This is a genomic window from Halobiforma lacisalsi AJ5 (assembly GCF_000226975.2).
Lineage (GTDB): Archaea > Halobacteriota > Halobacteria > Halobacteriales > Natrialbaceae > Natronobacterium > Natronobacterium lacisalsi.
On record NZ_CP019285.1, the window covers coordinates 1,726,673 to 1,738,868 of the forward strand.

At 68.0% G+C, this 12,196-nt stretch carries 12 protein-coding genes; 8 read left to right on the top strand and 4 right to left on the bottom strand.

Going from position 1 to position 12,196, the window contains the following annotated elements:
* Positions 1–124 precede the first annotated feature (124 nt).
* Together CHINAEXTREME_RS22185 and CHINAEXTREME_RS08225 are read left to right on the top strand one after the other, a co-directional pair.
* Positions 125–358 (top strand): hypothetical protein, encoded by a 234-nt coding sequence (locus CHINAEXTREME_RS22185; protein WP_238593373.1) that lies wholly within the window; start codon positions 125–127, stop codon positions 356–358.
* 30 nt (positions 359–388) lie between these two features.
* Complete coding sequence (locus CHINAEXTREME_RS08225; protein ID WP_007140028.1) at positions 389–889, top strand: SHOCT domain-containing protein; 501 nt, start codon at positions 389–391, stop codon at positions 887–889.
* 100 nt (positions 890–989) lie between these two features.
* Here CHINAEXTREME_RS08225 and CHINAEXTREME_RS08230 read toward each other — a convergent pair whose 3' ends face one another.
* On the bottom strand, positions 990–2,279 hold the full coding sequence (locus CHINAEXTREME_RS08230) for a molybdopterin molybdotransferase MoeA (protein ID WP_007140027.1): 1,290 nt from the start codon (positions 2,277–2,279) through the stop codon (positions 990–992).
* Between the two features lie 110 nt (positions 2,280–2,389).
* Between CHINAEXTREME_RS08230 and CHINAEXTREME_RS08235 the strand changes: the two genes are divergently transcribed.
* The 5 genes from CHINAEXTREME_RS08235 (at position 2,390) to CHINAEXTREME_RS21825 (ending at position 7,534) form a co-directional block, all read left to right on the top strand.
* Positions 2,390–2,896, top strand: a complete 507-nt coding sequence (locus CHINAEXTREME_RS08235) for an Hsp20/alpha crystallin family protein (protein ID WP_007140026.1) — start codon at positions 2,390–2,392, stop codon at positions 2,894–2,896.
* Between the two features lie 66 nt (positions 2,897–2,962).
* Positions 2,963–4,579 (top strand): ABC1 kinase family protein, encoded by a 1,617-nt coding sequence (locus tag CHINAEXTREME_RS08240; RefSeq protein WP_007140025.1) that lies wholly within the window; start codon positions 2,963–2,965, stop codon positions 4,577–4,579.
* A 78-nt stretch (positions 4,580–4,657) separates the two neighbouring features.
* Complete coding sequence (locus CHINAEXTREME_RS08245; protein WP_007140024.1) at positions 4,658–5,737, top strand: enolase-like domain-containing protein; 1,080 nt, start codon at positions 4,658–4,660, stop codon at positions 5,735–5,737.
* 164 nt (positions 5,738–5,901) lie between these two features.
* A complete protein-coding gene (locus CHINAEXTREME_RS08250) occupies positions 5,902–7,071 on the top strand; it encodes a glutathione-independent formaldehyde dehydrogenase (protein ID WP_007140023.1) in 1,170 nt (389 codons plus the stop codon).
* Between the two features lie 304 nt (positions 7,072–7,375).
* On the top strand, positions 7,376–7,534 hold the full coding sequence (locus CHINAEXTREME_RS21825) for a hypothetical protein (RefSeq protein ID WP_007140021.1): 159 nt from the start codon (positions 7,376–7,378) through the stop codon (positions 7,532–7,534).
* Positions 7,535–7,609: 75 nt separating this feature from the next.
* Here the strand turns inward: CHINAEXTREME_RS21825 and CHINAEXTREME_RS08255 are convergent, their stop codons facing one another.
* On the bottom strand, positions 7,610–8,719 hold the full coding sequence (locus CHINAEXTREME_RS08255; protein WP_007140020.1) for a CobW family GTP-binding protein: 1,110 nt from the start codon (positions 8,717–8,719) through the stop codon (positions 7,610–7,612).
* Between the two features lie 324 nt (positions 8,720–9,043).
* Between CHINAEXTREME_RS08255 and CHINAEXTREME_RS08260 the strand changes: the two genes are divergently transcribed.
* Complete coding sequence (locus tag CHINAEXTREME_RS08260; protein WP_007140019.1) at positions 9,044–10,150, top strand: aminotransferase class I/II-fold pyridoxal phosphate-dependent enzyme; 1,107 nt, start codon at positions 9,044–9,046, stop codon at positions 10,148–10,150.
* 15 nt (positions 10,151–10,165) lie between these two features.
* Here CHINAEXTREME_RS08260 and CHINAEXTREME_RS08265 read toward each other — a convergent pair whose 3' ends face one another.
* Positions 10,166–11,428 carry a PQQ-binding-like beta-propeller repeat protein gene (locus CHINAEXTREME_RS08265; protein ID WP_029601525.1) on the bottom strand — a complete coding sequence of 421 codons (1,263 nt, stop codon included), beginning with the start codon at positions 11,426–11,428 and terminating at the stop codon, positions 10,166–10,168.
* Between the two features lie 97 nt (positions 11,429–11,525).
* Positions 11,526–12,095, bottom strand: coding sequence for a hypothetical protein (locus CHINAEXTREME_RS08270; protein ID WP_007140017.1), 570 nt, complete (start codon positions 12,093–12,095; stop codon positions 11,526–11,528).
* Positions 12,096–12,196: the final 101 nt, after the last annotated feature.

Below are 12,196 nucleotides of genomic sequence, written 5' to 3' on the forward strand. Positions count from 1 at the left end.
CGACGTCGTCGCCTTCGAGACCCCGAGTCATCGAGACCTCGAGTCATCGAGATCGCTAATCCTCGAGACCTCGAGATACCGAGTCGGCGGAAACAGTCACGGTCGTCCGCGCCGTAGCACCGACATGGCTCGACTCCGTCGGACCCTCGTGGTCCTCGCGCTCGTCGGCTGGACGGGGACGGCGCTCTCGCAACTCGTCGTCCTGCGAGCGAACACACAGCGTGAACGTATCGAGTGGACCGAGCGGCGCAACCGCTTCCTGTTGCTCTCGAGTCTCTCGACGAACGCGCTGACGGCCGCGACCCTGTATCGCTACGCGAGGGCGGTTCGCCGGCGGGGAGACTCGACCGTCCGATGACACTTTGTACCCGCCGTCCGAAGAGTCCGTATGGCCACCGATCTTCGGGAGTTCGTGGCCGACGACCTCTGGCTCCTGATCGGGATCGTCACGTTCGCGGCGATCTCGCTGCTGGGAATGCTCGGCCTCGATTCGGTTACGGGATTCGTCGCGGTCGTGGGCTGGTTCCTCCTGACACCGGTTTTCCTGTTCTGGGGCGACGAGATCGCCGCCCTGCTGTTCGACGCGGACCGCAGTGGGGGCCGACAACGGGAGACGCGATCCCGGAACACCGACCACGGGACGGACGAGGACGACGCGATCGCCGAACTCAAACGCCGATACGCCGAGGGCGAGATCGACGATGCGGAGTTCGAACGGCGCCTCGAGCGCCTCGTCGGAGTCGAGGAAGCGCTCGAGACGGTGTTCCCCGACCGTCGAGGAGAGGGGGACGGCGAGCGGGAGCGACGGAAGGGGACGCGCGACCGGAGCGGGGAGGGGGAGCGGGAGCGGGGCCCAGAACGGGAGCGTGAACGCGATCTGGAAGGCTAACGCCAGTCCGATCCCGACTCATACGGATTGCTGCAACTGTTTACCGGTGCAACCGCAGGACGGTCGCGGTTGCGCCGGCAACGACTTACAGTAGTCCGTATCAGGGATTGACCTCCCAGTCCTGTACCGCGACCGTCTCTCCTTCGGGAATCCCCTCACGGTCGTCGTCGACGACCACCCAGCCGTCGGCCAGGGCGACGCTCGAGAGCACACCCGAACCGCTCGCTCTGGTCGGGATCGCACGGTAATCGGGCCCTTCTTCGCCGTCTCGCTCCTCGAGTCGCACCCGCGCGAACGTTCGCGTTCCGGGCTCGCTCGGGATCTTGCGATCGAGGACCGCCGGCGTCGTCGGATGGGGGTCCGGAGTCGTTCCCTCGAGCCAGCGCAGCGTCGGCCGGAGGAACTGGACCGCGTTGACGATACAGGCGACGGGGTAGCCGGGCAGGGCGAGCACCGGCGTCTCCTCGACGATCCCGAGACAGACCGGGTGGCCGGGTTTGAGGCCGACGCCGTGGACGAGCACCTCGCCGAGGTCGTCGATCACCTCGGGGAGGAGGTCGCGCTCGCCGACCGAGGAGCCGCCGGTGGTGACGACGACGTCTTTCGTCAAATCGCGCTGGATGGCGACCCGGAGCGACTCGGGGTCGTCGGTGACGACGTCGCGGTAGGTCGCCCGCGCGCCCCATCGCTCGGCCAGCCGTGAGACGGTGAGCCCGTTGGTCTCGACCACTTCGCCCGGCTCCGGATCGGCGTCGACCAGTTCTTCGCCGGTCGGGATTACGCCGACCGTCGGACGCTTCGCGACGTCGACCCGTCCGTAGCCGGCGGAGCGCAACAGCCCCAGGTCCGACGGCCGGAGCCGGTGGCCGGCGTCGTAGAGCTGCTGACCCTCCGCGACGTCCTCGCCGATCGGGGCGACGTTCTCGCCCTCGGCGACGGCGTCCTCGACCTCGACGGCGTCGCCGTCGCCGTCCCCGAGTTCCTCGACCCGTTCGATCATCACGACGGCGTTCGTTCCCTCCGGGAGCGCGCTGCCCGTGTGGACCCGCGCGGCCGCGCCGGGCGGGACGTCGACGTCGTCCTCGGCGCTGCCGGTAACCCGGAGTCGTTCCGGCGATCGGTCGCTCGCCCCGAAGGTGTCCTCCGCCCGGACGGCGTAGCCGTCCATCGCCGCCCGCCGGTAGTGAGGAACGTTCCGGGTCGACTCGACGGGTGCGGTGAGCACGCGTCCGTCCGCACTCGCCACGTCGACCGTCTCGAAGCCCGTCGGCGGGGATTCGTCCGCGTCCAGGCGTTCCTCGAGCGTCTCCCGGAGTTCTCGCCGGGCCTCGTCGACCGGCGTCCGTACCTTGAACCCGGCGTCGGTTCGTTCGCTATCGGCACCTTTCATACTCTCACTCGGGTCGTCCGAAGGGAAAAAGCGTCGGGGCATCCGCCCGGCGAGGGGACGAATCGACCGCTACCGCGGCCTTTTTCGTATCGGCGTTCGAACCAGTAGCTATGTCAGCGCTCCGCGACGCGTTGCGGGACCTCTCCGAGGACGTTTTCTTCGATCTGCTCGAGAGCGACGACGCCTATCTGCTCGTCGTGGACGTGCCGGGAGTGACCGCCGAATCGATCGACCTCACCATCGAGGATGGGACCCTGTCGATCGACGCCAGGCGCGTGAAAGACCGGGACGTCCCCGACGAGTACCAGTACATCGAGGAGAACCGGTCGCTGTTTTTCGACGTCACCCTTCCGATCCCCAAGGACGCGATTCCGGGGAACGCGGAGACGGCAGTCGAGCGGGGCGTCCTCGAGTTGACGCTGCCGAAACGCGGCGGCGGAGAGACGAAGATCGAAGTGGTCGACGATGCCGACGTCGATTCGTCGGCGACAGGTGCCCGTGACGAGGGGGGCGACGAGGGGAACGGAGGCGCGACGCAGGACGCGGATATGGACGCCGACGGGGGGACGGAGACGGACAACTCCGACGAGACGACCGACGACGCCGAACCGAGGTGACCGAGACTGGCCTCCCTCCGAGCGTACAAACGCTTCGTCCTCGTCGCCTGGCAGTTCCTGCCCCTGTTGCTCGCCTACGCCCGCGACCGTCGTCGGTTCCTCCTGTTCGGACGGCCCAGGCGGGTCAGTTCCGAGACGCATCGTCACCGGGCGGAGGTGTTGCTCGAGTCCCTGCTCACGCTCGGGCCGACGTTCATCAAACTCGGCCAGCTCCTGTCGACCCGGCCCGACGTCCTGCCGCCCGAGTACATCGACGTCCTCTCGTCGCTGCAGGACGACGTCCCGCCGGCCGGCTGGGACGGTGCGAAACGCGTCCTCGAGGCCGAAATCGGGCCGGTCGACGAACGGTTCGCCGCCTTCGATACGGACCCGATCAGCGGCGCGAGTCTCGGACAGGTCTACCGGGCCCGGATCGACGACGATGACGGAACCCGTGACGTCGCCGTCAAGATCCGCCGTCCCGGCGTCGAGGAACTGGTGCAGGCGGACCTGCGGGTGATCCACTGGTCGCTGCCGGTCCTGCTGTACTTCGTCGACGACGCCCGTTCGTTCTCGCTCGAGAACCTCGCGGACGAGTTCTCGAAGACGATCCGTGAGGAGATGGACTACGAGCGCGAGGCGGAGATGCTCCGGGAGATCCAGGCCAGCATCGGGACCGACGACCGCTACGTCATTCCGGACGTGGTCGAGGGCCATTCCGGGCCGCGCGTGCTCACGATGGAGTACGTCGGGGGCACCAAGATCAACGACGTCGAGGAACTCGACCGCAAAGGGATCGACCGCAGCCGAATCGCGGAGGACCTCCAGTGGGCCTACATGCGGATGATCATCGACGATGGCGTCTTCCACGCCGATCCCCACCCCGGGAACCTGGCCGTGACCGACGAGGGGCAGATCGTCTTCTACGACTTCGGGATGTCGGGCCGGGTCGACGAGTTCGTCCAGGACAAGATCGTCGAGTTCTACATCGCGGTCGCGAACCAGGACATCGACGCCATCCTCGACGCCCTCATCGAGATCGGGACGCTCTCGCCGGAGGCCGACCGGGCGGTGATGGCCGAAGTGATGGAACTGGCGATTCAGGACGCCCGCGGCGAGGACATCGAGCAGTACCGCGTCCAGCAGATCATCGGGCAGGTTGAGGACTCGATCTACGAGTTCCCCCTGCGACTGCCGAAGAACCTCGCGCTCGTGTTGCGGGTCGCGACGGTCGTCGAGGGCGTCTGCGTGACGCTCGATCCCGAGTTCGACTTCATCTCGACGGCGACCGACTACCTGGTCGAGCAGGGGTACCGCGAGGAGTCGATCCGGCAGTACCTCTCGGAGTCCGGCCAGCAGGTCCGGCGGTCGGCCGAATCGCTGACCCGGATCGCCCCGAAGACCGAACGCGCGCTCGACCGACTCGATCGGGACGACCTCTACGTCCGAATCGGCGTCGAGGACTCGAAAAACGTCTTCGAGAACCTGGCGAAACGGCTCATCTACGGGATGTTGCTCACCATGGGGCTGTTCTCGACCGGCGTGCTGTACGCCCTCGAGGCCCCGGAGGGCTCGATCGTGGCGGCCGCGTTCTCGGCCGTCGTGTTGATCCAGCTCTACCGGTCGTTCCGGACCCAGCGCGCGCTCGCCGCCCGTCCGCAGTTCACGCGCCAGAACCTCCGGCAGCGACGCCGTGAGGAGTGATTCCCGGAGCCCGACCGTGGTCCCCACTGAAGTCCGGCCCGTGAGAACCCTCTTATCACTGGCAATAGACGTTCACCTATGACCGACGATCGACTCGCGGAACTCCCGGTCGAGATCGACGCCGTCTCGACGGAGCGACTCGAGCGCGACACCTCGAGTGACTTCACGCGGGCAACGACGGAAGTACATCTCGAAGGACCGTCTGACGGGGTGCAGGCGACGGGAATCGGCGAGGACGTTACCTACGAGACGGCGGATCACGACCGACTCGCCGAGACCGGACTCCCGGAGAGCGAACTGTGCGGGGAGTACACTCTCGCGTCCTTTTCCGAAACCGTCGCCGACCTCGATCTCTTTCCCGGGAAGGCGCCCGACCGCGAGGTGTTCCGGAACTACCGGCGGTGGGCCGTCGAGAGCGCGGCCCTGGACCTGGCCTGTCGGCAGGCCGGAACCGACGTCGCGACCGTGCTGGACCGATCGCTCGAGCCGGTGTCGTTCGTCGCGAGCACCAGGCTCGGCGACCCGCCGACGACCGACCGGCTCGAGCGGTTGCGCGAGCGGGTACCGGACCTCCAGTTCAAACTCGACCCGACGCCGGAGTGGGATCGAGACCTCGTCGCGGCGATCGACGACGCCGTCGGGGCCGAGAACGTCCGTATCCTCGATCTGAAGGGACAGTACGAGGGGACCGACGTCGACGTACCGGCCGACCCCGATCTGTACGAACTCGTCCTCGAGGCGTTCCCGAACGCCGTCGTCGAGGACCCGGCGCTGACCGGGGAGACGGAACCGCTGTTCGAAGACCCCGGCGTCCGCGAGCGGGTCTCCTGGGACGCGCCGATCCACGGCCTCGAGGACGTCCGGAACCTGCCGTGGGAGCCCGAGTGGCTAAACGTCAAACCCTCGCGGTTCGGCTCGCTCGAGTCGTTGCTCGAGACGATCGAATACTGCCGGGATCGGGACGTCTCCCTGTACGGCGGCGGCCAGTTCGAACTCGGCGTCGGTCGCGGCCAGATCCAGACACTGGCCGCGCTGTTCTACCCCGACGGACCCAACGACGTCGCACCCGGCGTCTACAACGACCCCGCGGTCGCGGACGACCTGCCGACGAGCCCGCTCGCGACGCCGGCCGACCCAACTGGGTTCCGCTGGGAGTGAGAGTCGAGCGGCCGCGGCGACTGCGGGGACTCCCACCGGTTCACGGGGGTCCCGCGATGGACCCGGGGTCACCCCGTTTCTCGGTTTTGACTGGTAGTTCGCCGTGAAATAGGTTTATATTTCGCCTTGGTATGCAATGCCCTGGGTGGTGACCACATATGTCAATGAAAGCAGTGGTATACCAAGGCGAGTACGACGTCGCCGTCGAGGAAGTAGACGAACCGGAGATCGAACACCCGAACGACGTGATCGTCGACATCACGACGTCGTGTATCTGTGGGTCGGACCTGCACATGTACGAGGGGCGGACGGCCGCCGAGCCGGGGATCGTCTTCGGCCACGAGAACATGGGGGTCGTCTCAGAGACCGGCGACGCGGTCTCGACGCTCGAGGAGGGCGACCGCGTCGTCATGCCGTTCAACGTCTCCTGCGGGTTCTGTCAGAACTGTGAAGAGGGATACACCGGCTTCTGTACCAACGTCAACCCGGGGTTCGCCGGCGGCGCCTACGGCTACGTTGCGATGGGACCGTACCCGGGTGGACAGGCCGAGAAACTGCGCGTCCCGTACGCCGACCACAACGCACTGAAACTCCCGGAGGGACGGACCCACGAGGACGCATTCTCGCTGCTGGCGGACATCTTCCCGACGGGCTGGCACGGGACCCGGCTGGCGAACCTCCAGCCCGGCGAATCGATCGCCGTCTTCGGCGGCGGTCCAGTAGGGCTGATGGCGGCCTACAGCGCGAAGCTCCAGGGCGCCTCGGAGATCTACGTCGTCGACCAGGTACCGTCGCGACTCGAGCTGGCCCAGAAACACTGCGACGCGCGAACGATCGACTTCCGGGAGGGCGACCCCGTCGAGCAGATCATCGACGAACACGGCGGCGAGGTCGACAAGGGGGTCGACGCGGTCGGCTACCAGGCGACCGACCCGAAGGACGTCGACGAGGACACCGAAGACTACGCGTACGACCCCGCCAAGGAGAATCCGGCGGTGGTCATCAACAACCTCATCCGCGTGGTCCGGCCGACCGGCGAACTCGGGATCCCTGGGCTGTACGTCCCCGAGGACCCCGGCGCGCCGGACGAGATGGCCGCCCAGGGTCGACTGGGCATCGACTTCGGGAAACTCTTCGAGAAGGGCCAGAAGCTCGGCACCGGCCAGTGTAACGTCAAGTCGTACAATCGGTACCTCCGCGACATGATCATCGAGGGCCGTGCGGACCCGAGCTGGGTCGTCTCCCACCGGGTCAGTCTCGAGGAGGCCCCGGAGATGTACGAGAAGTTCGACGAGCGCGAGGAGGGCGTGACGAAAGTCCTGCTCGAGCCGTAAGCGGCGATCCCTCGTTTTTTCGGTCGACGCGACCGGGAGTCAGGTTCGGAGCCACGCCCGGGGGTGTTCGGCGCGGAGGTGGTCCTGGTAACGTCGGATCAGTGCAGGGTAGGAATCATCGACGGCGTACCAGTCGCAGTGCGTGCAGCCGCGGGCGACGGAATCGTTCGGACTGCGGACGTACCCACCGTTCAGGGGTCGATCCATGGCCGCCCTAGGCGGGTAGCGGACTTGAATGGACGGCTTGCCCCCGTAGAACGATCGCAAACGCTTAGCGCCGGGCCGTCGAAGTAACCGTGCGCTGATGTGCATCTACTGTACCTACCGAGAGCGCGACGGCTGGGCCACCCTCCTCGAGTACGACGACGTCTACCAGGAGGCGATGGCCGCCGACGCGACCACCGAGTCGACCCACGGTTTCCACGACTCGTGGGACGATCTCAAGGACGAACTGGCGCTGTGAGGGGCAGGCCGGGTACCCTCGTCAGCGCCCGACTCGAGGGAAAACCGGCGGGCCGTGCCGGCTGGCGTCGCCGTCTCAGATTGGGAACGGGTCGGCCGCGTCCGCCGGTACCCCGTCGGGCTCGGTCAGGCACGTGTCCAGTTCCTCGCGGATCCCGTCCTCATCCATGCCGCGACCGATGAAGACCAGCCGCGTCCGGCGGTCGTCCTCCGGCGCCCACTCGCCGATCGGGCCGGCCTGCACCGACGGGCCGGCCTGGCTGAGCCCGATCACCTCGTCCCGCCCGGCGACGTCGCAGACCCCCTTCGCGCGGACGATCGAGCCGTTCCACTCCTCGAGCCAGGCACCGACTCGCTCGGGGTGGAAGGGCCGGTCGGCGGTGTAGACGAACGAGGTCACGCCGTGGCGTTCCGCGGGGGACGGTTCGTGGTCGTGGTCGTGGTCGTGATCACGTCCCTCACCGTGAGCATGCCCCGCGAGGCGGCGCTTCCAGCCCGGCGAACGCTTCGCCGCCTCGAAGTCGAACCGCCCCGTATCCAGCACGCGCTCGGGGTCGACGGCCGAGTACGTCGTGCGGATCCGCTCGGCGGTCGGCTGGAGTTCGGCCACGACCGCCTCGATCTCCTCGAGGACGTCGTCGGGCACCATGTCGCACTTGTTCAGCAGCAACACGTCGCAGAACTCGATTCCCTCGACGAGCACCTCGCCGAGCGGACGTTCGGGATCGGAGTCGGCGTCCCCCGGAAGCGACTCCCCCGCGTCGAACTCCTTCCAGAAGCCGTAGGTGTCGAGGACGGTCACCATCGTGTCCAGTCGGAACCGCTCCGTCGGGTCGATCGACGACTCCTCGGTCCCCTCCGTGAACACCCGCGCGATCGGGATCGGTTCGCTGATCCCCGAGGCCTCGACCAGCAGGTAGTCGAAGTCACGTACCCGCGCGAGGCGGTCGGCCTCGGAGAGGAGGTCCCCCTGCAGCCGACAGCAGATACAGCCGTTCGAGAGGTCGACGATCCCCTCCGCCTCGTTCTCGCGGGCGATGAGATCCGCGTCGACGTTCACCTCGCCCATGTCGTTGACGATCACCGCGACCTCGAGTCCCCGTTCGTTCGACAGCAGGTGGTTGACGAGCGTCGTCTTCCCCGCCCCCAGGGTACCGCTGACCACCGTCACCGGAATTCGCGTCATGGTATCCCGTGTCAACGGACGCCGATAAGAACCTGTGCCCCAACGCCGGCGGCGGCGCGCTCGCCGTCGGTCGGTCGACCGGTCGCCCCCGAGAACTGCCGTCGGCCCGGGCGCCCGCTCCGCTTTTACCGGCATCGAAAACCACGGCTTGATCGGGACGTCGTCGGGTTCCCCGCCCGACGCGACCTCGAACCCACTCCCTACCCGGCCGTCGGATCGACTCACGAGCAACGTCCGTGACGTCCGTGACCACCGAAGCACACACGGCTCCACCCGGGGCTCCCATCGGACGAGGTTTAGGTACTTGCACCCGAACCGTGAGGCATGCAGATCGACGAGTTCGACCTCGAGCGGTGGTTCGCGGAGTACGAACACGAGGCCGACATCATGCTGGCCGAGAGCGGCGTTCGTAGCCTCCCCGCGGATCGGTTCGACACCGATCCCGGCAAACTGGGGTACGTGATCCCGACGGACGGCGACCCGGATCTCCGGGCCGAAATCGGCCGGCGGTACGACCGCGGGACCGAGGAGGTCGTCTGTACCAGCGGCGCCCAGGAGGCGAACTTCCTCGCCTTCTTCTCCGTGCTCGGCGGCGAGTCGCCGCCCGGCCTCGAGACCTCGAGTGCGCCCGGGAGCGACGCCCACGCGGTCGTCGTCACCCCGACCTACCAGGCACTACACGCCGTTCCCGACTCCCTCGGGGACGTGACGCGGGTCCCGCTCGAGCCGCCGACCTGGGAGCTCGACCCCGATGCGGTCGCCGACGCTATCCGGCCCGAAACGCGGCTGATCGTCCTGAACAACCCGAACAACCCGACGGGACGGTACCACCCGCTCGAGACGGTCGAGGCGCTGTACGACCTCGCCGCGGACAACGACGCGTACCTGCTCTGTGACGAGGTGTATCGTCTCCTCGCCGAGGATCCCCTGCCGCCGGTCGCGAGCATGGGTCCTCACGGGCTCTCGACGGCCAGTCTCTCGAAATCGTACGGTCTGGCGGGGCTGCGCTTCGGCTGGCTCGCCGGTGATCGGGCGGTCGTCGACGCCGCCTGTCGGTGGAAGGACTACACGACCATCTCGCCCGGGCTCTTCGGCCAGCACGTCGCGAGACAGGCCATAGCGGAGAGCGACGCGATCCTCGCGGAGAACCGCGAACTCGTCGCGCGGAACCACGAGATCACGGCCGAGTTCCTCGAGCGTCACGGTCTCGAGTGGTACGACCCCGTCGGCGTCAACGGGTTCGTGACGGTGCCGGACGGCTTCGAGAACGGCAAGGCGTTCTGTCGGACCGTCCTCGAGGAGGAGAGCGTCGTCCTCGCGCCCGGCGAGTTCTTCGGCCACCCCGATCGGTTCCGGATCGGGTTCGGTCTTCCCACCGACGAACTCGAGGAGGGACTCGAGCGAGTCGAGCGCGTGCTCTCGGACGGGTAGCTCCTCTCGCGGCGATCAGCGGAGACAGCGGCCGAACAGTTCGGTCCGGCACTCGGAAAGCGCCGCGAGCGTGCCGTGCTCGAGCGAGACGTAGAGCAGGTCGTCCGCGAGCGCCGGCGAACCGACCGTCCAGCCGTCCGGTCCCTGCCACTGGAGTTCGCCCGTCGCCCTGTCGGCGGCGAACAGGGAACTGCCGGTCCCGTACAGGTAATCGCCGCCGACGACCGGTGCCCCGTAGAAGATTCGTTCCGACCCCTGGCCGCCGGTCGTCCAGCGTCGCTCGCCGGTTGCCGCGTCTCGAGCGACGAGCCGATCCATCGCCGCGTAGTAGACCGTCCCGTCGGCGACGGCGACCCCGAACGGGACGGTCGATTCCGAGCCGTCCGTCCGCGACCACCGGCGCTCGCCCGTGTCGGTCGACAGGGCGACGACGCCGCTCGGATCGCCGTCCACGCCGACGAATACGGACTCCCCGGTGACCGCGGGGACGCCGTAGACGGGAAGACGCTCGCTCCAGCGTTCGGTCCCGTCGGCGGCGTCGATCGCTTTCACTCCGCCGCCGGCGACTGCCGCGTAGACGACTCCGTCCCGGACGGCAGGCGCGTAGACGAGCCGTTCGTCCCAGTCGATTTCGAAGCGGAAGCGTTCGGCCCCCTCCTCGAGGTCGATCGCGTAGATCAGGGGCCGGCTCTCGGATCGCCCGTGGCGGTAGTAGCCGGCGAAGACGACCCCGTCGCCGACGCCGGGGTGGACGGGCGTCGAGCCGAGCTGTCCGTCGCCGACGTTGTCGACGTGCCAGCGCTCGCTTCCGTCCTCGACCTCGAGGGCGACGAGCCCGGTCGCGGTCTGGAGCAAGACGGCGTCGCCGGCGACCGCAAGCGAGTCCGCGTAGGCGTGGGTTCGCTGGATCGGTTCGGCGGTCGTGGCGGCGGTCGTCGACCACCGGCGCTCGCCGGTCGCCGCGTCGATCGCGTCGACGACGGCGGCGCGCTCGTCGCTTCTATCCGCCGTGTAAGCGAGGTACACGCGCCCGTCGGCGAGGACCGGCGAACAGTCGATACCGCCGAAGCCCGCGTCGCCGTCGTAGGTCCACGCGTCGGTAAGCGGCGGTGCGGGACCGCTCGACCGAGTGCCGGTTCGTGTGCCGTCCCGGCCACGCTGGGGCCACGCGGCGTCGACGTCCGGCTCCGATCCGCCGCGGAGGTCGCTACAGCCGGCGAGGACCGCGCTCGCACCGGTGCTCGCGCAGGTCGCCAGCAGGGCACGTCTGGAGGGCATCGTCGGGTGCGTTCGGACGGTCGCAGGATAAGTCTTCTCGAGGGACATGTCCGGTGTCCCCGTCGAATTCGCCCGTGGGTACGGCGAACCGTGGAGGCTACTGTCGGGGCTCTCCCCAGACCGTCGCGGTACCGTTGGCCTCGTCGTTTCGCTCCAGCTCCCGCCGCAAGTCGAACGCGCGATACGTCTCCTCTTCGAGCAGGCGGTCCGCGAATGCGGGCGGGACGGTCACCCGGCGACGCTCGCCATCGACGAGCAGGCCGTCGGGGCCGACGGAGAACTCGACGTCGTAGCGGGCGACGGGGGCCTCGTGGTCCTCGAGTTCCGGGTGGATCGCCTCGAGGACGGCCGCGACGTAGTCGAAGACCAGTTCCATCCCCGGCGTGTCGGTCGTTTCGAGGTCGACCTGGACGACGGGTGCGACTGCGACCGATCGTTCGCCGTGTTCGTCCCGGTCGAGCACATCGATCCGCCGAACTCGCGGCGGGCGCTCGAGGTGGGTTCCCCGGCCCGCCGGAAGGGTCTCCGTGAGCCGGGACTCGAGGACAGCCTCGAGTTCGCCGAACGGGGCCGACCGTCCCCAGTACCAGGCGGCCGTTCCGAGCAGGACGACCGCCGCGATTCCGGTGAGTACGAGCGTACCAGCCTCTATTCCGCCGTCGACCATCTCCCGTGAGCGTTCGTCACGAACGGGCGTGACGATTTCGTTTCCGCTCCTCGCCCCCGAGCCTCCGTCCGGCCGAGTGACCTGTTAACGGGCTGAATCCG